The 23,346-nt window shown below is 35.3% G+C and carries 23 protein-coding genes and 2 pseudogenes; 9 read left to right on the forward strand and 16 right to left on the reverse strand.

Annotation, left to right across the window (positions count from 1 at the left end):
• Positions 1 to 3: 3 nt before the first annotated feature.
• Together HMPREF2758_RS04125 and HMPREF2758_RS08670 are read left to right on the forward strand one after the other, a co-directional pair.
• A pseudogene (locus HMPREF2758_RS04125) lies at positions 4 to 2,918 on the forward strand (Tn3 family transposase).
• 134 nt (positions 2,919 to 3,052) lie between these two features.
• Positions 3,053 to 3,219, forward strand: a pseudogene (locus tag HMPREF2758_RS08670) (cysteine-rich KTR domain-containing protein).
• A 59-nt stretch (positions 3,220 to 3,278) separates the two neighbouring features.
• Here HMPREF2758_RS08670 and HMPREF2758_RS04130 read toward each other — a convergent pair.
• The gene (locus tag HMPREF2758_RS04130) at positions 3,279 to 3,632 is read right to left on the reverse strand and encodes a helix-turn-helix transcriptional regulator (protein ID WP_001227347.1); all 354 of its coding nucleotides are present in this window, start codon (positions 3,630 to 3,632) and stop codon (positions 3,279 to 3,281) included.
• A 503-nt stretch (positions 3,633 to 4,135) separates the two neighbouring features.
• Between HMPREF2758_RS04130 and HMPREF2758_RS04135 the strand changes: the two genes are divergently transcribed.
• Positions 4,136 to 4,558, forward strand: a complete 423-nt coding sequence (locus tag HMPREF2758_RS04135) for a sigma-70 family RNA polymerase sigma factor (RefSeq protein ID WP_000804885.1) — start codon at positions 4,136 to 4,138, stop codon at positions 4,556 to 4,558.
• Positions 4,555 to 4,785 carry a helix-turn-helix domain-containing protein gene (locus HMPREF2758_RS04140; protein WP_000857133.1) on the forward strand — a complete coding sequence of 77 codons (231 nt, stop codon included), beginning with the start codon at positions 4,555 to 4,557 and terminating at the stop codon, positions 4,783 to 4,785. Before HMPREF2758_RS04135 ends, HMPREF2758_RS04140 begins: the two co-directional genes overlap by 4 nt.
• Positions 4,786 to 5,010: 225 nt before the next feature.
• Here HMPREF2758_RS04140 and HMPREF2758_RS09015 read toward each other — a convergent pair whose 3' ends face one another.
• Positions 5,011 to 5,262 (reverse strand): hypothetical protein, encoded by a 252-nt coding sequence (locus tag HMPREF2758_RS09015; RefSeq protein ID WP_001845478.1) that lies wholly within the window; start codon positions 5,260 to 5,262, stop codon positions 5,011 to 5,013.
• On the opposite strand from HMPREF2758_RS09015, the gene HMPREF2758_RS04145 reads away from it, so the two are divergent.
• Together HMPREF2758_RS04145 and HMPREF2758_RS04150 are read left to right on the forward strand one after the other, a co-directional pair.
• On the forward strand, positions 5,246 to 5,449 hold the full coding sequence (locus HMPREF2758_RS04145; RefSeq protein WP_000814511.1) for an excisionase: 204 nt from the start codon (positions 5,246 to 5,248) through the stop codon (positions 5,447 to 5,449). The genes HMPREF2758_RS09015 and HMPREF2758_RS04145 overlap by 17 nt on opposite strands.
• Before the next feature lie 81 nt (positions 5,450 to 5,530).
• Complete coding sequence (locus HMPREF2758_RS04150; protein WP_001291561.1) at positions 5,531 to 6,748, forward strand: tyrosine-type recombinase/integrase; 1,218 nt, start codon at positions 5,531 to 5,533, stop codon at positions 6,746 to 6,748.
• Between the two features lie 275 nt (positions 6,749 to 7,023).
• On the opposite strand, the gene gltX is transcribed toward HMPREF2758_RS04150, so the two are convergent.
• Genes gltX through HMPREF2758_RS04170 form a run of 4 tightly spaced genes read right to left on the reverse strand, consistent with a single transcriptional unit; the run spans position 7,024 to position 11,644 of the window.
• Complete coding sequence (gene gltX, locus HMPREF2758_RS04155) at positions 7,024 to 8,499, reverse strand: glutamate--tRNA ligase (protein WP_070609283.1); 1,476 nt, start codon at positions 8,497 to 8,499, stop codon at positions 7,024 to 7,026.
• Positions 8,500 to 8,553: 54 nt separating this feature from the next.
• The gene (locus HMPREF2758_RS04160) at positions 8,554 to 9,678 is read right to left on the reverse strand and encodes a PIN/TRAM domain-containing protein (RefSeq protein WP_070609284.1); all 1,125 of its coding nucleotides are present in this window, start codon (positions 9,676 to 9,678) and stop codon (positions 8,554 to 8,556) included.
• Positions 9,679 to 9,701: 23 nt separating this feature from the next.
• Positions 9,702 to 11,078, reverse strand: coding sequence for a DNA repair protein RadA (gene radA, locus HMPREF2758_RS04165; RefSeq protein ID WP_070609285.1), 1,377 nt, complete (start codon positions 11,076 to 11,078; stop codon positions 9,702 to 9,704).
• Positions 11,079 to 11,098: 20 nt separating this feature from the next.
• A complete protein-coding gene (locus HMPREF2758_RS04170; protein ID WP_070609288.1) occupies positions 11,099 to 11,644 on the reverse strand; it encodes a dCTP deaminase/dUTPase family protein in 546 nt (181 codons plus the stop codon).
• Between the two features lie 182 nt (positions 11,645 to 11,826).
• Here HMPREF2758_RS04170 and HMPREF2758_RS04175 point away from each other — a divergent pair, with 182 nt between their 5' ends.
• Positions 11,827 to 12,129, forward strand: coding sequence for a DUF4298 domain-containing protein (locus tag HMPREF2758_RS04175; RefSeq protein WP_070609290.1), 303 nt, complete (start codon positions 11,827 to 11,829; stop codon positions 12,127 to 12,129).
• A 54-nt stretch (positions 12,130 to 12,183) separates the two neighbouring features.
• On the opposite strand, the gene glnA is transcribed toward HMPREF2758_RS04175, so the two are convergent.
• Both glnA and HMPREF2758_RS04185 read right to left on the reverse strand, forming a co-directional pair.
• Positions 12,184 to 13,530 (reverse strand): type I glutamate--ammonia ligase, encoded by a 1,347-nt coding sequence (gene glnA, locus HMPREF2758_RS04180; protein WP_210384432.1) that lies wholly within the window; start codon positions 13,528 to 13,530, stop codon positions 12,184 to 12,186.
• Positions 13,531 to 13,544: 14 nt separating this feature from the next.
• Positions 13,545 to 13,901 carry a MerR family transcriptional regulator gene (locus tag HMPREF2758_RS04185; protein ID WP_070609292.1) on the reverse strand — a complete coding sequence of 119 codons (357 nt, stop codon included), beginning with the start codon at positions 13,899 to 13,901 and terminating at the stop codon, positions 13,545 to 13,547.
• Between the two features lie 195 nt (positions 13,902 to 14,096).
• On the opposite strand from HMPREF2758_RS04185, the gene HMPREF2758_RS04190 reads away from it, so the two are divergent.
• Together HMPREF2758_RS04190 and HMPREF2758_RS04195 are read left to right on the forward strand one after the other, a co-directional pair.
• Entirely contained in the window at positions 14,097 to 15,011 is a 915-nt protein-coding gene (locus HMPREF2758_RS04190; RefSeq protein ID WP_006908397.1) for a C39 family peptidase, read from the forward strand.
• Between the two features lie 24 nt (positions 15,012 to 15,035).
• Positions 15,036 to 15,899 carry a cation diffusion facilitator family transporter gene (locus tag HMPREF2758_RS04195; RefSeq protein WP_006908398.1) on the forward strand — a complete coding sequence of 288 codons (864 nt, stop codon included), beginning with the start codon at positions 15,036 to 15,038 and terminating at the stop codon, positions 15,897 to 15,899.
• A gap of 64 nt (positions 15,900 to 15,963) precedes the next feature.
• On the opposite strand, the gene HMPREF2758_RS04200 is transcribed toward HMPREF2758_RS04195, so the two are convergent.
• The 8 genes from HMPREF2758_RS04200 to rpsF form a co-directional block, all read right to left on the reverse strand.
• Positions 15,964 to 17,151: an acetyl-CoA C-acetyltransferase gene (locus tag HMPREF2758_RS04200; RefSeq protein ID WP_070609294.1), complete on the reverse strand. Its 1,188-nt coding sequence runs from the start codon at positions 17,149 to 17,151 to the stop codon at positions 15,964 to 15,966.
• Positions 17,152 to 17,165: 14 nt separating this feature from the next.
• Entirely contained in the window at positions 17,166 to 18,032 is an 867-nt protein-coding gene (locus HMPREF2758_RS04205) for a hypothetical protein (protein WP_070609295.1), read from the reverse strand.
• A 180-nt stretch (positions 18,033 to 18,212) separates the two neighbouring features.
• Entirely contained in the window at positions 18,213 to 19,577 is a 1,365-nt protein-coding gene (dnaB, locus tag HMPREF2758_RS04210; protein ID WP_070609297.1) for a replicative DNA helicase, read from the reverse strand.
• Positions 19,578 to 19,595: 18 nt separating this feature from the next.
• Complete coding sequence (gene rplI, locus HMPREF2758_RS04215; RefSeq protein ID WP_070609299.1) at positions 19,596 to 20,048, reverse strand: 50S ribosomal protein L9; 453 nt, start codon at positions 20,046 to 20,048, stop codon at positions 19,596 to 19,598.
• A 2-nt stretch (positions 20,049 to 20,050) separates the two neighbouring features.
• Positions 20,051 to 22,051 carry a GGDEF domain-containing protein gene (locus tag HMPREF2758_RS04220; protein WP_070609301.1) on the reverse strand — a complete coding sequence of 667 codons (2,001 nt, stop codon included), beginning with the start codon at positions 22,049 to 22,051 and terminating at the stop codon, positions 20,051 to 20,053.
• Between the two features lie 138 nt (positions 22,052 to 22,189).
• A complete protein-coding gene (gene rpsR, locus HMPREF2758_RS04225) occupies positions 22,190 to 22,423 on the reverse strand; it encodes a 30S ribosomal protein S18 (RefSeq protein ID WP_070609303.1) in 234 nt (77 codons plus the stop codon).
• Positions 22,424 to 22,441: 18 nt separating this feature from the next.
• Positions 22,442 to 22,972 carry a single-stranded DNA-binding protein gene (gene ssb / locus HMPREF2758_RS04230; RefSeq protein ID WP_070609304.1) on the reverse strand — a complete coding sequence of 177 codons (531 nt, stop codon included), beginning with the start codon at positions 22,970 to 22,972 and terminating at the stop codon, positions 22,442 to 22,444.
• 38 nt (positions 22,973 to 23,010) lie between these two features.
• Complete coding sequence (rpsF, locus tag HMPREF2758_RS04235; protein ID WP_070609306.1) at positions 23,011 to 23,310, reverse strand: 30S ribosomal protein S6; 300 nt, start codon at positions 23,308 to 23,310, stop codon at positions 23,011 to 23,013.
• Positions 23,311 to 23,346 lie beyond the last annotated feature (36 nt).

Genomic DNA, 23,346 nt, shown 5'->3' on the forward strand with positions numbered 1-23,346 from the left:
GATATGGCTATGAAAAGAATTTTAACTACTTCACAGCGTGAACAACTTCTTTCTGTAGACCACTTATCAGAAGAGGATTTTAAAGCGTATTTTAGTTTTTCTGATTATGATCTGGAGGTTATTAATCAACACCGTGGAAAGGTCAATAAACTAGGATTTGCGATACAACTTTGTTTGGCCCGGTATCCTGGGTGTTCTTTAAGTAATTGGCCGATTAAATCAACCAGACTAACTTCTTATGTGAGTCGACAGCTCCATCTTGATGCAATTGATTTAAATTCATATGATCATAGAAATACACGTGCAAATCACTTCAACGAGATCTTAGAAGTATTCAACTATCATCGATTCGGTAGTGCTAATACACAAAAACAGTTAATAGAATATTTAATTGAACTAGCTTTAGAAAATGATGACTCTATCTAATGAAAAAAACAATTGATTTCTTAACTCGAAAAAGAATTATTTTTCCATCTATAGCTACACTTGAAGACATTATAAGCCGCTGTCGAGATAAAGCAGAAAACAACTTATTTTCAATATTACTCTGTTCATTAACAGATATACAAATTGAAAAACTAGAGAGTTTGTTTCAAATTTATGAAGAGACGAAAATAACTAAACTCGCTTGGCTAAAAGACATTCCAGGTAAGGCAAATCCAGAAAGCTTTATGAGTATTTGTAAAAAAGTGGAAGTGATTGCTTCCATGGGACTCGGGACAATTAATGTCTCCCATATTAATCGGAACAGGTTTCTTCAGCTAGCTAGACTAGGGGAAAATTATGATGCATATGACTTCTCCCGTTTTGAGCTTGAAAAAAGATACTCTTTACTTATTGCTTTTTTAGTCAATCATCATCAATATCTGATCGATCAACTGATTGAGATTAATGACCGCATTTTAGCAAGTATTAAACGCAAAGGGACACGTGATTCACAAGAACAGTTAAAAGAAAAAGGAAAATTGGCTACTAAAAAATTGGAACATTATGCTTCTTTAATTGATGCTCTTCACTTTGCAAAAGATAATGATAGTAATCCTTTTGACGAAATTGAACGAATCATGCCTTGGGAAGATTTAGTACAAGATGGAGAAGAAGCTAAAAAAATTACAGGTAATAAAAATCATGGCTATTTAGAAATGGTTCGAAATAAAGCTAATTACCTCCGAAGATACACGCCAATGTTATTGAGGACCCTTTCGTTCAAAGCAACTCCGGCAGCAAATCCAGTCCTCATGGCCCTAACTCAACTAACTGATTTACACAATAGTGGTAAAAGAAAAATACCGGCAGATACTTCTACTGATTTTGTGAGTAAAAAATGGAAAAGCCTTGTTCGGCCAGAAGAGGGGAAAATAGATCGGTCTTACTATGAGTTAGTAGCTTTCACCGAGCTAAAGAACAATATTCGATCAGGAGATATTTCAGTTGAAGGAAGTATGATCCATCGAAATATTGATGATTACTTAGTTGATTTATCTGCTTGTATTGATTCAGAAACTATTCCAGACACGTTTGAGGACTATTTAAAGGATCGGGAAATAATTTTAGATTTACAGCTTCAATTTTATTCGACAGTTGATAAGAGAATTTCAAGAGCAAACCTTAAAAAGTTGGAAAAAGTTACACCTAGCGAAGCAGAAATATATAGAAAAAAACTTTATTCAATAATTCCTAAGATAAGGCTTAGTGATCTTTTAATTGAGGTGGACAGTTGGACCAACTTTTCACAAGAATTTAGTCATGATTCTACAGGGAAACCGCCGAGTGAACAAGAAAGAAAAATTATTTTTGCTGCTTTGCTGGGTTTAGGGATGAATATTGGTCTTGAAAAAATGGCCCAATCAACTCCTGGAATTTCTTATTCTCAGTTAGCCAATGCCAAACAATGGCGCTTTTATAAAGAAGCTCTGACTCGTGCTCAATCTGTTTTGGTTAATTATCAGTTAAAGCTTCCTGTTGCAGACTTTTGGGGTGAAGGAAAAACCACTGCTTCAGACGGAATGCGCGTCCCAGTGGGCGTCTCAGCTCTAAAATCCGATGTTAATCCACATTACAAAAGTATGGAAAAAGGAGCTACAATGATTCGATCAATAAATGATAGGCATACGACTCATCATATCGAGGTTGCTTCAACTAATACAAGGGAAGCTACTCATACCCTTGATGGCCTACTTTATCATGAAACAGATCTAGATATTGAGGAACATTTTACTGATACAAATGGGTATTCTGATCAGGTGTTTGGAATGACCGCATTACTAGGCTTTGATTTTGAACCTCGCATCAGAAATATAAAAAAATCACAATTATTTTCTATCAAATCACCTTCCTACTACCCTAACTTATCAGAAGATATAAGCGGAAAAATCAATGTAAAAATTATTGAAGAAAACTATGATGAAATTAAACGAATCGCCTATTCGATTCAAACAGGAAAAGTATCTAGTTCTTTACTATTAGGAAAGCTAGGCTCATACGCACGTAAGAATAGAGTAGCTCTTGCACTGAGAGAACTAGGTCGCATTGAAAAGAGCATTTTTATGATAGATTATATTACAGATAGTGAGCTACGGCGAAGGATCACTCATGGACTAAATAAGACAGAAGCGATTAATGCTTTAGCTAGAGAACTATTTTTTGGGCGACGCGGAAAATTTATGGAGCGCGATATTCGCCGACAACTTCAAAGTGCTAGTGCGCTTAATGTGTTAATAAATGCAATAAGTATATGGAACGCCGTCTACTTACAAGCAGCTTATAATTATCTCGTCAAAATAGATCCCGAAGTAACTAAGTATATGAAGCATGTATCTCCTATTAATTGGGAGCATATCACTTTTCTTGGAGAGTATAAATTTGACTTGTTATCTATTCCTAAACACTTAAGAGAATTGAATATAAAAAATAAATAGGCCTTGAAACATTGGTTTAGTGGGAATTTGTACCCCTTATCGATACAAATTCCCACTAAGCGCTCGGGACCCCTAATAAAGATTTGAATTAAAGTGTAAAGGAGGAGATAGTTATTATAAACTACAAGTGGATATTGTGTCCTGTATGTGGAAATAAAACACGATTAAAGATAAGGGAAGATACTGAATTAAAAAATTCCCCCTCTATTGTCCGAAATGCAGACAAGAAAATTTAATTGAAATAAAGCAGTTCAAAGTAACTGTGATTACAGAGCCAGACGCAAAGACGCAGAGCCGATAAAATGAGATTAATACAATCTCATTTTATCGGCTCTTTCCGTTATGTATGGATTCTTTTAATTAGTCTTCGATGTTTCTTGCTTCGTTGATACCGCTGGCTAAAGATTCCATTAAGGATAGTTCTTTGTCTGTAAAGCTATCCATGTATTTCTCTATCTGTAATCGTCGGGTGCTTTTTACCAAGTTATTAGCAGGTAAGAAAAATTCATCAACGGAAACATGAAGTAACGATACAAGGTCATAAAGAACTTGTATGCTGGGGTGTTGCCCTTTATTTTCAATATTAGTTAAGTACCGTGGGTCAATTTCAATCAATGCTCCCACTTGTTCACGAGTTAAACCTCGTTTCAATCGAGCTTCTTTAATGGCTAAACCAAAGGCTCTAAAATCATATTTATCTTCTTTTTTACGCATAGTAGACCACCTCTATACATTTTATTGTTCCTACTGAATTAAAAACAGGTATAGAAAAACGTGTTATATGGTTTATAGGTTTATATTTAATAAAAAGCACTACTAAACGCCAATAAAAAAACCGTTATATGGTAGTGCTATTTACGCTGTTAAAATATTGTATATTACTTCCAAATGGCGGTTTGTTGGAGGTCAACGTCGCCATGAAGTACATCATATACAATAAATTTCCTTACATTGGGTTCTTGTCAAAAAAAGTCGTCTATCTGCAATAGATAAGTACGTCCACCAATGTGGTTTTATAAATCATATAGATAGAATAACAGAAGCATGTAAACAGAGAAATAAATCTGTTTATATGCTTTTTTGGCTATTCAGAACTTTTTTACAAAGTTTATTTATCAGTAATGCAACAAATCCCCCTTTCACATTGGGACTAAGAGTGAAAGGAGATAAACGAGCAAGGCTCACTTCCTTTCCTAGACAGAAAGGGGGTGAGAAACATGAAACCATCTTCTTTTCAGACCACAATAGAAAATCAGTTTGACTATATCTGTAAACGTGCTATGGAAGACGAGCGAAAGAATTATATGCTTTATCTTTCAAGGATTGCAAAGCGTGAGGTGTCCTTTTCGGATGTTGGCGATTATCTTGTTAGCCAGTTTGCGACAACAGATAACTATTCAACTGACTTTCAGATTTTTACACTCAATGGGTTATCAGTAGGCGTTGAAAATGATTTGTTGAGTGAAGCATTACGTGAGTTGCCAGACAAGAAACGTGAAATTCTACTGCTGTTTTACTTTATGGACATGAGCGATTCAGAAATTGCAGACCTGTTGAAATTGAACCGTTCTACTGTCTATCGGCATAGAACCAGTGGACTAGCCTTAATTAAAAAGTTTATGGAGGAATTTGAAGAATGAAAACACAATATCCTATGATTCCCTTTCCTCTCATTGTAAAGGCAACAGATGGCGATACCGAAGCGATTAACCAGATTCTACATCATTACAGAGGGTACATAACGAAGCGTTCCCTACGACTTATGAAAGATGAATATGGCAATCAAAGTATGGTCGTTGATGAAGTCTTACGTGGAAGAATGGAAACCAGACTGATTACAAAGATTTTGTCATTTGAAATTAAGTAATATCCTCTCTCCTTTCGTGGAAGCGTGCTAAACCATTCCACGCTTCCCGAACAGGGAGGTTTGTTATTCCACCAAAGCATATTGAGCTTTCAATGTGTTTTGATAGGCTAACGTGCCATTGTTCTTTGAAAACTGAATAAAAGTAATCGAATACGTTTCGATAAGAAAAGAGCCAACGGAACTAACCGCCATGACCTATCTTATAAAGATAGCGAGCGATTCATGTTAGTGATCCGAGAAGCAATCTTTAGCAGGATTGCCTGCAACGACATTCTTATCGTGATAATGATACTCCCATACAGTCAATAGTCCGAGCGTGATAAAACCGTCGCAGGCAATGAGTATGGCTACATGAGAACCATGCAGGGGTGGAACTCCCGTGAGCTTTGCTAAAGCTGTTCGATTGCTGGTAAAACAACTTTTATGAAATCCAAATAAGTGATTTGGAAAGGAGGATTTTATGAAGCAGACTGACATTCCTATTTGGGAACGTTATACCCTAACCATTGAAGAAGCGTCAAAATATTTTCGTATTGGCGAAAACAAGCTACGACGCTTGGCAGAGGAAAATAAAAATGCAAATTGGCTGATTATGAATGGCAATCGTATTCAGATTAAACGAAAACAATTTGAAAAAATTATAGATACATTGGACGCAATCTAGCGTCGCCAAAGGGTCTTGTATATGATAAAATAGTATTAAGTCGTATCAAGGCTCTTTCCATAAAGGAAAGGAGCAAATGCCATGTCAGAAAAAAGACGTGACAATAAAGGTCGAATCTTAAAGACTGGAGAGAGCCAACGAAAAGACGGAAGATACTTATACAAATATATAGATTCATTTGGAGAACCGCAATTTGTTTACTCGTGGAAACTTGTGGCTACAGACCGAGTACCAGCAGGAAAGCGTGATTGTATCTCACTTAGAGAGAAAATCGCAGAGTTACAGAAAGACATTCATGATGGTATTGATGTTGTAGGAAAGAAAATGACACTCTGCCAGCTTTACGCAAAACAGAACGCTCAAAGACCAAAGGTTAGAAAAAACACTGAAACTGGACGCAAATATCTTATGGATATTTTGAAGAAAGACAAGTTAGGTGTAAGAAGTATTGACAGTATTAAGCCATCAGACGCTAAAGAATGGGCTATTAGAATGAGTGAAAATGGTTATGCTTATCAAACCATCAATAACTACAAACGTTCTTTAAAGGCTTCATTCTATATTGCTATACAAGATGATTGTGTTCGGAAGAATCCATTTGACTTTCAACTGAAAGCAGTTCTTGATGATGATACTGTCCCTAAGACCGTACTAACAGAAGAACAGGAAGAAAAACTGTTAGCCTTTGCAAAAGCTGATAAAACCTACAGCAAAAATTATGATGAAATTCTGATACTCTTAAAAACAGGTCTTCGTATTTCAGAGTTTGGTGGTTTGACACTTCCAGATTTAGATTTTGAGAATCGTCTTGTCAATATAGACCATCAGCTATTGAGAGATACTGAAATTGGGTACTACATTGAAACACCAAAGACCAAAAGTGGCGAACGTCAAGTTCCTATGGTTGAAGAAGCCTATCAAGCATTTAAGCGAGTGTTAGCGAATCGAAAGAATGATAAGCGTGTTGAGATTGATGGATATAGTGATTTCCTCTTTCTTAATAGAAAGAACTATCCAAAAGTGGCAAGTGATTACAACGGCATGATGAAAGGTCTTGTTAAGAAATACAATAAGTATAACGAGGATAAATTGCCACACATCACTCCACATAGTTTGCGACATACATTCTGTACCAACTATGCAAATGCAGGAATGAATCCAAAGGCATTACAGTACATTATGGGACATGCTAATATAGCCATGACGCTGAACTATTACGCACATGCAACATTCGATTCTGCAATGGCAGAAATGAAACGCTTGAATAAAGAGAAGCAACAGGAGCGTCTTGTTGCTTAGTAGTACAAATGAATTTACTACTTATTTACCACTTCTGACAGCTAAGACATGAGGAAATATGCAAAGAAACGTGAAGTATCTTCCTACAGTAAAAATACTCGAAAGCACATAGAATAAGGCTTTACGAGCATTTAAGAAAATATAAAAAGATAATTAGAAATTTATACTTTGTTTATAAATAAAAAAAAGAAATCAAACCATCCCCAACTAAAAAAGCTTCTTTCATGGTTAAACTGAAAGTAACCATAAAAGAAGCTTTTCTTTTTAATTATTGATTAGCACTGACTCATTATTTGGTCGATATGACTTAATACCTTTTTCTTACCTAAGACTTCAATCATATCCGCTAACTGAGGGCCATGCATTTGTCCAGAAACCGCAATACGAATTGGCATAAAGAGATTCTTACCCTTAACACCCGTTTCTTTTTGAACAGCTTTGACTAGGGGATTAATATTTTCTGAAGTGAAAGCCTCCTCACTTAACTGACTTAGTTTTTCTCTCATCAATTCAACAACCGTAGGAACAGTTTCTCCTTGCATGATCTCTTTGGCACTCGCATCCAAATGAACTTCATCATTAAAGAATAGACCTGAAGCTTCTACAATCTCAGCCCCATAAGAAATTTGGTCATGGTATAAAGCAACTAGTTTATGAATCCAGGCCATCTCTTGCGCATCAGGATTTTGAGATACTTTTCCAGCTTTTTGTAAATGAGGAAGCGCTAAGCTAACTACTGTATCTAAATCAGCTGCTTTCATATAAGTATTATTAATCCATTCTAACTTTTTCTTGTCGAAAGAAGCTGGTGAGGTCGAAAGACGATCAGGATCAAATTGTTGGATCAATTCTTCTTGTGAAAAGATTTCTTCCTCTCCCTTAGGAGACCATCCTAATAAAGCAATAAAATTAAACATAGCTTGAGGTAAATAACCTAATTGCTTATATTGATCAATAAATTGTAAAATCGAACCATCCCGTTTAGATAACTTACGATTTGTTTCACTATTAATAATCAATGTCATATGCCCAAACCTTGGAATTTCCCAACCAAAGGCATCATACACCATCATCTGCTTAGGTGTATTTGCAATATGATCGTCCCCTCTTAAAACATGGGTAATCTTCATCATATGATCATCAACAACAACCGCGAAGTTATATGTAGGCATACCATCTCTTTTTTGAATAACCCAGTCACCAGAAATATTCTTAGATTCAAAAGTTACAGGACCTTTAACAATATCATCAAATTGATAAGTAACTCCTTCAGGAACTCGGATCCGAACAACCGGTTGACGACCTTCCGCTTCAAATGCGGCAATCTCATCCTTACTTAAATGAGCATGTTTTCCACCATAATGTGGCATTTCCCCTCTAGCCTTTTGCGCTTCACGTTCTTCTTCTAATTCTTCTTCTGTCATATAGCATTTATAAGCTAAATCACGTGCTAATAAATCATCAATTAAAGGTTGATAAATAGATAAACGTTCCGACTGTCTGTAAGGACCGTATTCTCCAGGATTTTCAGGTGACTCATCCCAATCCATTCCTAACCAAGCCAAATTTTCTAATTGACTTTTCTCTCCATCCTCAATATTACGCTTGGTATCTGTATCTTCAATTCGAATAATAAATTCTCCACCCATCGATCGAGCAAATAAATAATTAAATAATGCCGTACGGGCATTCCCAATATGTAATTTCCCAGTAGGACTTGGTGCGTAACGAACGCGAATTTTATCAGTCATGCTTTTTTTAATCTCCTTTATTCAAATTCTCTCCACTATTGTAATCCTTATCGCTTAAGCTTTCAAATTCGTTTCAGACTCTTTTATTTTTCCAAAAATCATACGTCCAGCAGAAGTCTGTAAAAAGGACGTCACAACAACATCCAACCATTCATTAATATGATTTAAACCTTCTTCAACCACTACCATAGTGCCATCATCTAAATAAGCAACCCCTTGACGCCGTTCTGTTCCTGCCTTAATAATTTGAACATGCATCTCTTCACCTGGTACGTAAGCTGGTTTCAAGGCATTTGCTAAATCATTAATATTCAATACCGCCACTTGCTGAAATTCAGCCACTTTATTCAGATTATAATCAGTAGTAACAAGGACTCCTCCAATTTTCTTAGCTAAAACAACTAATTTCGCATCAACCTCAGAAACATTTTCTACATCTCCTTCAAAAAAACGCACTTCAATATGCCCTTCCTTTTGAAGTCGATTCAAAATATCTAATCCGCGTCGTCCTTTACTCCGTTTTAGTGCATCCGAAGAATCGGCAATGTGCTGTAATTCAATTAAAACAAAATGTGGTACTACCAATCTACCCTCAATAAAACCTGTTTTGACAATTTCCGCCATCCGTCCATCAATAATTGCCGATGTATCCAATAATTTATCTTTCGCTAAATTTTCTGTCGAATCGACATGTATTATCGGATCATCCACCTTCTCAACATTATGACGCAGAGTCGAGACCGCCATCTTATTCATTCGATTAGAAAAAATACCTAACAGTTCCTCTCGCCGATTCATCATGATATTATAGCCAATCACACTCCCTAGAAAGCAAAAGACAAGAGGAGCGATTGAAGATAAGATGGGAATATTACTAAAAGGTAACGATAATAAATATCCTAAAAGTAACCCCAAAACTAAACCCAATAGGCCAAACAAAATATGTGCGGTCGACTGATTCTCAATATAACGAATAAATCGCTTAATAAAGTTTTCAATATAGGGAGATAGAACCCAACCCAAAATAATAAAAATAAGACCAAATAATAAACTGTCTATCACCGGAAACTGAGCTAAAGGGGGAAAAATATTGAAATTTTTCCAGATTAAAGGGCCTACTGAAAAACCTAAACTAATTCCAATAATCGCAAATATACCCACAATAATTTTTCGAAACATAATATCCCTCCTTTCTTTTTTATTTAACGTGGAAATATCTTTTGGATAGCCGAGCGAATCGTTTTCACTGGAATTACTTCAATATCCATTGGTGCCAATTGCAATCCTTTATAATTATTAAAGGGAATATAAATTCGCTTAAATCCCAATTTGTCTGCTTCTTTAATCCGATCCTCGATCTGACTCACTCTTCGTATCTCACCCGTTAAACCAATCTCACCTACAAAAACATCTCCCACCTGAACCTCTTTATTCCAATAAGAGGAAGCAATTGACACAGCGATTGCTAGATCAATCGCCGGCTCATTTAATTTAACACCCCCTGCTGTTTTAAAAAAAGCATCTTGATTTTGTACTAAAAGACCACAATGCTTTTCCATTACAGCAAGCAATAAAGAAATTCTTTGGTAATCAATCCCAGAACTCGTTCGCTTAGCATTTCCAAATACTGTCGGAGTCATCAATGACTGTATTTCTGCTAGAATTGTGCGGGTTCCTTCTAACGCGGCCACCACCGTAGATCCCGTCGCACCAGCTAATCTTTCTTCTAAAAAGAGCTCTGATGGATTGCTCACTTCTCTAAGTCCACGATCATCCATCTCAAAAACACCAATCTCATTTGTTGATCCAAAACGATTTTTAACAGCTCTCAAAATTCGAAAACGATTATGCTTTTCCCCTTCAAAATAAAGAACAGAATCAACCATATGCTCCAAAATACGAGGGCCAGCAATATTTCCTTCTTTAGTCACATGTCCTACAATAAAAATAGCAATGCGTTGATCTTTTGCAATGCGCATCAAATGATTAGTTACTTCTTTTAATTGTGAAACAGATCCTACAATCCCTTGATTTTCACTCGCAGACATAGTTTGGATTGAATCGATCACCACGATTTCTGGTTGAACATGATCAATCTCTTTAACAATTAAATTTAAATCTGTTTCAGACATTAGATAAAAGTCCTGTGCCATCAGATTTAAACGCTGGGCACGCATTTTTATTTGTCCTAAGCTCTCTTCTCCAGAAACGTATAGAATTTTATTTTTTTCTTGAGCTAAGCGCATTGACACTTGAAGTAAAAGAGTTGATTTGCCAATACCAGGATCTCCTCCTATAAGAACCAGAGATCCAGGAACAATTCCTCCTCCTAAAACACGATCTAATTCCTCAAAATGACTGGGAAGTCGTTCTTCAACTTTAGAAGGTATTTGATCTAACTGATACGCTTTTGCTAAAGCCGGATGACGCCGATTCGATAATTGAACCTTATCTTCTGTTATTTGGCGAAGTTGCTCCTCCATTTGATTCCACGCTCCACAATTAGGACATTTCCCTAGCCACTTGGGAGATTCGTAGCCACATGCCAAACATTCATACATTACTTTTGTTTTTACCAAATTTTCCCCCCTATCCCTCGTTAATCTGAAGAACCAAAGCCACCCTGTCGCGTTGTATCAATAGGTTGGTCCTGGTCCACTTTTAAGTATGAACAAAATATCGCTTGTGCTATTCGCTCACCTTTTTTTATTTTTCGCGTCTTCATACCAAAATTTATTAACTGAACATAAACATGCCCTTCATTTTTCTCATTATTATAATAATCTGCATCAATAATCCCAATTCCATTTGGGAGGGCAGAAAAATGTTTATATGAACCTGAAGAACGATTAACAATTTTAACGTACTCATCTTCTTGCATGTAAATTTTTAATCCTGTCGGCACTAGAGTTGGTTTAAAGAGTGTTTCTCTTACTTGATCAACTTGGTCAGAATTTTCCATCATCTTTAACTTAAACTGATGCAACAATACTCTAAAAGCTTGGGACCAAAAACTAGGTAATTCCACTTCCTCTGCTGCAGCTAAATCATATCCTGCTGAATATTTAGTCTGTCTTTGAGGAAGTTCAATCCCTTTATCCTGATATTCAGAAACAATCTCAAAACCACGCACTTTTTCTCTCAAAATATCCCTTCCTTTCTGATAATAAGTTTTTTGCAATCGCTTTAATTGTAACCTTTTTTCTAAATTTTTTCACCTCTTTTAACTATTTGTAAGTGATTTGTAAAAATTCACTTGATTTTACATTCTGAATCTCATTCATTACAATAGAATAAAAGAATATTCAATTTAAAGGAGTGATTAGCATGACCCCTCAAGAACGTGCTGTCCATTATGAAGCGCTCTATCAAAAATACCAAGACCAAATTAACCAATTACAAATGATTGTTGATCAACATGAAGAATTTCTTCCAATGTTTAAAGAATTAAGCGATTATTATAGCTCACAAGCGTATTTTGATGATCTCGATGCCTCCAACAGTGGAAAAATTGACCCCAATATTCCCCAAGGAATTTATAGTGAAGATCAGTTATATAATCTTTTTTTCCAACATCACCAAGTGGCACTCCAGATCTTAGACCTTGCCAGTGAAATGTTAAAGCAATAAAAAACAGCGCATAAAAGAGAACCGTTAAAACCACTCTTTCATGCGCTTATTTTTTTAATAACTAGTAAAGTATTTATCCAACTCCCACTGAGAAACATGTTTTTGATAAGACTCAAATTCCATAGATTTAGCTGTAATAAAGTTTTGAGCAATATGCGGACCTAAGGCATCTAACATAACCGGCTCTTGACGCAATTCTTTAATGGCTTCTCTCAAAGACCCCGGCAAATCCACAATACCATTGGCAAGTCGTTCTTCATGACTCATCGCATAAATATTTCGGTCAATCGCTTTAGGGGGATCAATTTTATGTTCAATTCCTTCTAAACCAGCTTGTAACATCACCGCTAATGCTAGGTAAGGATTCGCAGAAGGATCTACAGATCTCACTTCAATCCGAGTTGAATTTCCTCGAGCAGAAGGAATCCGAATCAAAGGAGACCGATTTTGTTTAGACCAAGCATTATAAACCGGTGCTTCATAACCTGGTACGAGTCTTTTATATGAATTGACCGTTGGATTACACACCGCAGTAAATGAGCGAGCATACCTAATTAATCCTCCAATAAAGTATAAGGCCGTTTGAGATAAGCCGTCTTCAGCTTCTGGATCATAAAAAGCATTTCCAGCTTCATTAAATAAAGATACATTACAGTGCATTCCTGAACCAGCAACACCATAAATTGGTTTAGGCATAAAGGTCGCATGAAGATGATGGCGACGTGCAACTGATTTAACAATCAATTTAAAGGTTTGAATGCTGTCACACGCTGCTACAGCATCTAAATATTTCCAATCAATTTCATGTTGACCAGGTGCATTTTCATGATGACTAGCTTCAATCTCAAAGCCATGATCTTCTAATTCTAAAACAATATCTCGTCGACAATTTTCAGCCAAATCAACAGGAGCTAAATCAAAATAACCGCCATTATCATAGAGATTTTTAGTAGCTTCACCTTTATCATCTAGTTTAAACAGGAAAAATTCGGGTTCGGGTCCTAAATTAAATTGTGTAAATCCCATATCTTTCATTCTTTTTAAAACTCGCTTCAAATTAGACCGCGGGTCTCCTGGAAAGGATTGACGCATTGGCAATTCAATGTCACAAATCAACCGAGCAATCTTAGCATCTTTTTCTGTCTCTTTCCAATCAAAAACAAGCCAGGTATCTAAGTCAGGTACAAGATACATATCACTCTCTTCAATTCTTACAAAACCGTCAATAGAAGAGCCATCAAACATCATATCATTATCCATCGCCTTATTTAGCTGGGATAATGGAATCTCAACATTTTTTAAAATTCCATTAATATCAGTAAAAATCAAACGAATAAATCGAACATTTTGCGCTTTTGCATCTGATAAAATTGCCTCACGAGTCCATTTCTTCTTCATTATATCATCCTTTTAAATTAAATTTCATAATCACTTAAAAAACGGTTTTGTGCCTGCATTTCACTGTACAATATCCGCCGAACATCGTCATCAGTCAAAGGCCTTTGATGATCTTTTTTTAAATTTATTTTTTCCTGTTCAAAACGACGTTTTATTCCTTCTAGGCTCATCCCTTCCTCCATCAATTCTTTGATATCCAGAATTCGATCCAAGTCATTTAAGGAGTACAGTCGTCGATTTGTCTTTGACCGTTGTGGTTGGATCAATTGATATTTTTCAAGATAACGAACTTGTCTGGCTGACATTTCAGTAATTTCCATAACTGTCCCAATTGGAAAAATCGGACGTAATTTACGTTTAACCTTATCTTTCAAGCCTTTTCCTCCCTAAATTTAGTCACAGTATAAAACTTAGATTTATGATGCGTCAAAGATAATATAACATTATGTGTCATATTATCTTACATTATAAATTTATTTCGCAAAAAAGTCATGCAAAATGTTTTTTAATTCAAATTAACTTATGCTATGATAATATGGAACTTCTGTTACATAATAAGGAGGAAGTCAATGTTGAATCATTTCCAAAAAAAACGACAGATTTCAAATCTGCTATCTACAATAATCATAGTTATAGCATGTCTGTCTGTCGTCTATCTTTGTTACTTTAGCAATCATATGGAAACAGATGTAGAAAAATCAATATCTCCACAAACTGATCAAGTTTCAGATAATAATCAACCATCCCATACTGAAGAGAACGACTTAGCAAAGATTATTCACGATTATCGCTTTGATAATGGAAACAAAGCAACAATCAAAAAACTCATCAAAAATATTATTAATACTAACTACCATGGAGAATTTTTAAGTGCACAAAGTGATCTAGTTACACTTTTTGAATCAAGTCCTTACGAATTGAAAAATATCAGTAATTATGTGTTACCTGATTTTCCAGCTTCTTGGACTCATCATGGTAACAATCAAATAAATATCCCGTTATACCTACAAAATGACCCTCAATTTGCAAACCTTTCCTACGGAACAGATGGCAGTCAATCTATTGCCGAAAACGGTTGTGCCATCGTTTCACTAGCAATGGTTGACTCCTATTTATCAAAAAAAGAAGTATTACCCAAAGATGTTCTTAAATGGGCTAAAAATGATTATTATGAAGAACGCGCGGGAACTTCTTGGCGTATTTTCTCTGATTATGCGATGGCCCATGATCTTACCTTTTACAATTACGGAAATAACTTTGCTCAAGCCATGCAAGCACTGAATGAAGGGCAGGTTGTTATTGCTTCAGTCTCTCCAGGATTTTTTACGGAAGTGGGTCATATCATTGTCATCCGTGGTTATCAAAATGGCTTTGTCTATGTCAATGATCCCAATGATGATATTGAAAAAATGCATAGCCTGCAGGCTATCCCTGAATCTACCTTGATTGAAGAAGGTATTAATTATTGGTCTTTCTCCAACTAATCCAAATATAAACGAGGGAAAATCATGAAAACTTCTTTTAAAATAGCCACTCAAGGTGCAATGATAAGTATTTTCGTGTATCTTTTTTTAGCGATTAGCAAACTTGTAGTCGCAAACATTTTCCAAGCAGGGTCACTTAAGGCCGATGGGTTAAATAATTTAACCGATATTTTTTCTTCGGCCTTTGTACTACTTGGTATCTATTTTGCCAGTCGACCTGCAGATCGTGAACATCGATTTGGACACGAAAAATATGAACTTCTAGCCTCCTTTGTTGTTTCATTGATGATGTTTTCAATTGGCGTTCAAGTATGTTGGGAAGCATTGAGTCGTATCTTTCATCCCTTAGAAAGTCGCAATTCTATCATCGTCTATCTTACAACCTTTGCTTCAATCTCTGTACTCTATTTAACCCAATTCATCATTGGTCGTATGGCTAAATCATCAAAATCAATTGCTCTAAAAGCAACCAGTCAGGATATGAAAAATGACTTTTATGTTTCTCTAGCTACTTTATTTGGAGCCTTAATGGTTAATTTAAAGCTGCCTCTATTCGATGTTTTAGTTTCTCTATTAGTCGGGTTAAGCATTTTAAAATCTGCTTATGATCTTTTTATGGAATCAAGTTTTTCATTATCTGATGGATTCGATCCAGAACTCCTCAAAGAATATAAACAAGCAGTCTGTAACCATCCTCAAGTTATACAAGTCAAATCTATTCGTGGTCGCCAATCAAGTCATTCTATTTATCTTGATATCGTCATTTTGTTAGACCCAGACTTATCAGTATTAAAATCTCACCAAATCACTGAAGAAATTGAAGAAATTTTAACACTTAAATACCAAATCGATGATATTGATATTCATGTTGAACCCTATATTCCATAAAAAAGGGATGTCCCACTTAGCTAAAATGCTAAGCGATACATCCCTTTTAATATATAATTAAGCTTTACTCTCTTTCTAAAATAAGAGCATTCCCTTGACCACCACCAATACATAATGAGGCTAAACCATATTTTACTTGTTGGCGTTTCATTTCATAAAGTAAGGTCACAAGGATTCGACTCCCACTACAACCAATTGCATGTCCTAAAGAAATTGCTCCACCATTGACATTAACACAATCTCTAGGCCAATTTAATTCCTTTAAACAACTCAAGCACTGAGCAGCAAAAGCTTCATTTAATTCAAATAAATCAATATCTTTAGACTGTAATTGGGCGGCTGTCAAAGCCTCTAAACTTGCTTTAACCGGGCCCATCCCCATCGCTTGTGGATCCAGTCCAGATTTTCCAGAAGACCTGATACTAGCTAAGATCGGCAATCCCAACTTCCTAGCCTTTTGTCTACTTGCCAAAACAAGGCAGGCCGCTCCATCATTTATAGGTGACGCATTGCCAGCGGTCACACTACCCTCTTTTTTAAAAACTGGCTTTAATTTCTGTAGAGCTTCTAAAGTCTGGCCATGCCGGATCCCTTCATCTTCTGAAAATATAGTTTGCTCCTTCTTTTTATTTGTCACTTTTATAGGAATGATTTCATCAACAAACTTTAATTCCTTTTGAGCTTTTTCAGCTTTTTGATGACTAGTTAAAGCAAAAAGATCCTGGTCCTTTCTAGATATTTGATAATGTTCGGCTAAGTACTCGGCAGTTAATCCCATATGATTTAAGCTAAAAGCATCTGTTAATCCATCGACTAAAATAGAGTCATATACTTGTTGGTGACCTAATTTACTACCCCAACGTTGATTCGTTAAATAATATGGAGCTTGAGACATGTTTTCACAGCCTCCAACCACGACTAATTCATTTTCTCCAACCTCAATTGACTGAGCACCTAACATCACTGCTTTCATTCCTGAACCACAGACCTGACTAACAGTATAAGCAGGAACCGTAACTGGAAGTCCTGCTTTAATACTAATCTGTCGAGCCATATTTTGACCAAGTCCTGCACTTATAACATTCCCAAAGATCACCTCATCATATTCTTCTTTAGGAATTGCTAAAGAATCTAATATTCCCTGAACTAATTGGCTTCCTATTTCCACAGCACTTAAATCCTTCAAACTACCTCCAAAACGACCAACGGCTGTCCGTTTTGCAGCTACGATAACTACGTCTTTATATTCCATTTTGTCTCCTCTATTTATTTAAAAATTGTTTCTAAATAATTTTTACTCCGTACTGTTTGATTTAATTGAACAGATTTTAATTCTGCTTTTATTTCTTTGTATGTCATTTTTAAATTTTGATCACTTTCTACTTCAATAAGATCTTGATTTAAGATTTCTATTAATTTTGCATGCTTTTGTTCAGTAATCAACATAAGTTGTTGTTGCTGATCTAGTAATTGATGTAATCCCTTGATTTGCTCGTTCTTTGTTCGTAACTCAGACATTAGTCTTTCCTTTTCTGCATGTTCTTGATCTTCCCATACAGATAATTGATCTTTAACTACTTCTTGGATATAGCTTAAAATCATCGCCTGATTTTCTGAATTCAATTTATTAGATTCTACTCGTCCTTCTCTTTTCTCATCTTTCAAGATTTCATTTGTGATCTTATCTTGTTTCGACCCCTCACTGTCAACTTGGTTATTATCCTTATGTAAATGAGGAAGATTTTTCGCTATTTCTTTTGAACTATCTTTAACACTTTCTTCATGATCTAAAACAAGGGCAATTTCTCTAGCTAATTCTGGATCATAGGTAAAGTCAGGAGATTCATTTGCTTCTTGGCTGACTTCTTGAATCTCACTTTCTAGAGAATGATCATCAAAAATTGGATTTTTTCCCTGAACACTTTTATCTATTTTATTTGATTGATTTTTAGTAGGTAACACCGTATCAGTCATAAAGCTTTTTAAAAAATCTTGTTGTTCAGGAGAAAAAACAAGCTTATTATCCTCATATATTTTATCTTTTGAATTTATTTTCTTTGCATGGTAATAAATTAGCTGCCGAGTTACACCTAATTCATCCGCAAATTCTTGAGCTGTTAATTTTTTTGTCATTTTCCGCCACCTTTTCCACTGTAAAAGACTCTCATCTATTTTAACCAAAATCATCTTATTTTTTCAAGTTCAATTTGTCACTTACTATGTAAAAAGAGGATTTGACAATAATGCCAAATCCTCTTTAAGTTATTATTAATAAAAAAGCACTTTTTACAATTCATATTTTATATAATCTAACTATTCAGTTTTAAATGATAGTGATGAAAACTTATTATATTCCTTTTTAAATAGTAACTTAACGGTGTCTCTCGCGCCTGCACGATTTTTGGCAATAATCACTTCTACTACATTATCCGGAAGATCGTCTTGTTTGTCGGGTTCTTCTTCATCTTTCTGATGATAATCATCTCGATAAAGAAAAGCAACAATATCTGCATCTTGCTCAATAGAACCCGATTCTCGAATATCTGATAATATAGGGCGTTTGTTCTGTCTTTGCTCCAACCCCCGAGACAGTTGGGACAATGCTAGTACAGGGACTCCTAGTTCTTTAGCAAGCTTTTTGAGTTGTCTTGAAATTTCAGATACCTCCTGTTGCCGATTTTCTCGTCCATTTCCATCGATTAATTGTAGATAGTCAATAACAATTAATCCTAAATTAGGATTTTCTTGCTTTAGACGTCGGCATTTAGCCCGAATCTCAGATACTTTAATTCCCGCTGAATCATCAATAAAGATAGGAGCATCCTTTAGTGTATCAGTAGCTACCGTTAAGCTAGACCATTCATCATCAGTAAGTTGACCTGTTCTTAAGTTAGAAGCATTGATATTTCCCTCTGCACAAATCATTCGGTAGACCATATCTAGCGCATTCATTTCTAAAGAAAAAATAACAACAGGAATTGAAAAACGAGTAGCAACATTTTGTGCAATATTCAAAGCAAATGCAGTTTTACCTACTGAAGGTCTTGCAGCCAAGATAATTAACTGATCAGGTTGAAAACCGGCGGTTAACTTATCTAATTCAATATATCCACTCGGTAAACCTACAATATCTTTTTTTTCTTCTGATAATTTAACAATCTTCTCAAAAGCTTCAACGACCATTTTATGCATATCTCTTGGTCGATCATCTTGTGATCCTTCACCAATTGATAAAATCCATCTTTCACTTTGATCAATAATTGATTCAATATCCTCTGATTCCTCATAAGCTATCTTAGAAATACGTTTAGAAGTACTGATTAATTGACGTAATAGTGATTTTGTTTGTACGATTTTAGCATACTGTTCTATGTTCGCTGTGGTTGGTACATAAGCTGCTAAATTAATAATGGCTTCTTGTCCACCAACTGTCTCTAATTGATCTAAAGCATCTAACTGATCAATCAACATCAAAGTATCTACACTACCCTCACGATCATAGATACGTTCAATCGCTGAATAAATTAATTGATGGCTCACTTTATAAAAATCAGACTCATTTAAGATTGGTGCAACACTGGCATATTTTATAGGATCTAAAAGAAGGCCACCTAAGACAGATCTTTCTGCATCAAGATTTTGAGGGGGTGTCTGAGTGACTTGTTCAAAATTTTCCATGTTGTCCCCCCTAATAGTCTATTGTTCTTCAACCTTTACTCGGATAGTTGCCATCACATCTGGATGCAACTTAACTGGCACTTGATGAAAGCCTAGAGATGAAAGGTTTTCAGACAATTCTATTTTTCGCCGATCCACTTTAAGTTTATATTGTTTTTCAAGTTCTTGAGATATTTGCTTAGATGGAATTGTTCCAAATAACCTACCATCTTCACCTGTTTTGGCTGCAATTACTACTACTGTAGATTCACTTTCAATTTTTTCCTTTAGTTCCTTTGCTTCCTGTAACTGTTCTTTTGCTAATTTTTCTTTAGCTTTATTATGTGCTTTCAATTCTGACATATTTCCCGCATCAGCTACTTTTGCTAATCCATTTTTTATCAGATAGTTATTCGCATATCCATCAGGAACATCAATAACTTGTCCTTTTTTACCCTTTTTTCGAACATCTTGTAATAAAATTACTTTCACTATTATTCCTCTCTTTCCTTAATCACTTGAATCAATTGATCTTTTACTTCTGTTAATGTTTTACCAGTAATTTGAGTCGCTGCATTGGATAAATGACCGCCACCACCTAAAGCCTCCATAATCGTTTGAACATTAACACTTCCTAAACTACGTGCTGAAATTCCTACTTCGTCAGCCTTCCTTCGATAAATAACAAATGAAGCATCAACATGATCAATCCCAAGCATCTCATCAGCAGTTTGTGCAGCTGTTACATTATCTAATATCGCTTCCTCATCACTAAGAGTAATGGCATGACCTGAATCGAGCAACTCCATTTTTTCTATTAATCGGTTTCTAGTTGTTATAGTTTCTAAACTTTCTTTAAGTAAATATTGAATTTTAACAGAGTCTGCTCCTTTAGATTTCAAATAAGCAGCTGCTTGAAAAGTCCGAGACCCTGTTCTTAATGAAAATTGATTAGTATCTACAACAATTCCTGATAATAGTGCTGTCGCAATCATATCATCAACTTTACTATTTCCTTCTTCTACAAATTCAAAATATTCGGTTACTAATTCAGACGCAGAAGATGCCGATGGTTCCAAATAAGACAATACAGAATTTGATAAACAGTCTTCAGAACGACGATGATGATCAATAATAACCGTGTCATGATCATTAATATATGCTTCTGCTTCTGAAAGTGTTGGACGATGATGATCTACCAATATAAACAAAGTCTTAGTTTTTAAGAAGTCGTTTAAATGATCATGCGTAATAAAGAATTGATCATAGTTTTCCTTAAAATAGTTATCACTTAATAATTCTGTAATATCATGATTTAATTCACTTTGATTAATAATAATGCGGGCATCTTTTTTCCATGATTGACATATTTGATAAATACCTAATGCTGATCCAATTGAATCTGTATCCGGAAAGCGATGTCCAGCAATCACTACATTATCTGCTGAGACGACACTTGATTTAAGAGCCTGAAAGAATAACTTAACTCGAATATCTGATCTCTTTTCAGTATGACTTGTATTACCACCGTAATAATTAGCCTTACCTTCAATAGCTCTTACAACTACTTGGTCACCCCCACGTCCTAAAGCTAAATCTAGATTACTTCTAGCCTGATTTGATACTAAAATCATATCTTGCTTAATTTCCTGAGTATACGCTAAGCCTAAAGCCATCGATAACGGAATATTCTTCTCTTCATAACTTTTTCGTATCATTTCAAATGATTGAAATTTTTCCTTCTCTAAAATATTAAGATCAGCTTTTGTTAAAAGTAACATAAATCGATCTTCATCTGTTGGTTTTAAAAAGATATGGTATTGGTCTGCCCAATGATGTAAATCACTGATTAATTCTGATTCGAACTTTGCACTTTTCTCATCATCCATAGCATACAGAAGATCATCGTAGTCATCCAACAGTAAGCTCCCCATAACTACAATTGTACTATCAGTCGCTTCTTGCATTTCTCGATCATAGGTAATGTCATAAAGATAAATCGCATGGTATTTCGCATGGTGAAGAATTCTATAATAACCATGTGATAATGAAATTTCCTGCCACTCATCCATTGACGTCTGATTAAGAACAGGAACTAATTTAGGATCTATCGACTCTAATGATTGACCAATAATATCATCAACTTCCATAATTTCTTGCATTTTTGGATTTACCCAAGAAATTCGGTTAGATTCATCATAAATTAGAACACCAATTGGAGCATGGTAAATAGCATACTCCTGTGATAAAGAAACATCTTTTGATAACTGGTTAGCCATCAAAGTAATATCCCTTACGAAACTCTTATACTTAAAAGAAAAAAACAAAATTGTAATCATCAAAAAGATCACTAACATCCATGTAATTCGAATATCTATCCATAGAGAAACAACGCATATTGATAAATAAATTGCCAATAAGGTATAAATTTGCCAAGAGATTTCTAGAGAATGAAAATATTCAAAAAAAATCTTCAATTTTTCTTTAATAATCACAGTTCACCTCTTTTTCTGTTCAGTAATTATTTTAACATAGATCGAATTAAATCACTATCTATGAAGGTGAATGTTTCACATGAAACCTATATATTAAAAAATGTCATCTCTATACGAAAGAGATGACATTTGTATTGATTAATCTTTAACGGTGAATGGTAACAATGCCATTACACGTGCACGTTTAATTGCCGTTGTTAAAGTACGTTGATGTTTCGCACAAGTACCTGTAACACGACGAGGTAAAATTTTACCTTTTTCTGAAATGTAGCGTTTAAGTAGGTCTGTATCTTTATAATCGACATGATCGATATGATTTGCACAGAAATAACATACTTTTCTTCTACGTCTTCCTCCGCGACGTTGTGCCATAATATTCCTCCTTATCTCCTAGAAAGGTAAATCATCCTCCGAAATATCATTTCTTGGACTTGCTGAGAATGAATCCTGATCATTAAAATTGAAATTTGGACTAAAATCAAAGCTTGACTGATTTTGGTTAGACTGATTAGTAGGTGTTGAGGGACCAGCAGTTTGATTTGATTGATAATTAGAGTTTGTAGCGTACCCTTGATTATGATCAACCGGTCTTTGATCAGTAACTGATTTAGGCTCTAATAAGTGAAAATTATTCACGACTACTTCAGTTACATATACTCTCTGACCCTGTTTATTTTCATAATTTCTCGTCTGAATACGACCTTCTATACCAATCAACGATCCTTTACGCGTAAAATTCGCTAAGTTCTCTGCTGATTTCCGCCAAATCACACAATTAATAAAATCCGCTTCACGTTCACCTTGCTGATTGGTGAAAGAGCGATTAACAGCAATTGTAAAAGAACCAACAGCAGTTCCTTGAGCTGTAAAACGTAATTCAACTTCTCTAGTTAAACGACCTACAAGCTGTACTGTATTCATCTTCCATACCTCCTACAAGTGTTTCACGTGAAACATAACTAGTCTTCTAACTTAATAATCATATGGCGTAAGATATCACGATTGATACGTGCTAGACGATCAAATTCGTTTACTCCTTCAGCATTTTCTGCATTAACATTGATTAAGTGATAGATTCCTTCACGATAATCGTTAATTTCATATGCTAAACGTCTCTTAGCCCAGTCTTTTGATTCTACAACTTCCGATCCATGATCAGAAAGAACTTGGTCAAAACGAGAAATTAATTCTTGTTTTGCTTCATCGTTCATATCAGGACGAATAATATAAAGAATTTCATATTTTGTTGCTTGACTCATGACTGCACCTCCTTTTGGTCTTATGGCTCCATAGAG

It is taken from the genome of Facklamia sp. HMSC062C11 (genome assembly GCF_001810675.1).
Taxonomy (GTDB): Bacteria; Bacillota; Bacilli; order Lactobacillales; family Aerococcaceae; genus Facklamia; species Facklamia hominis.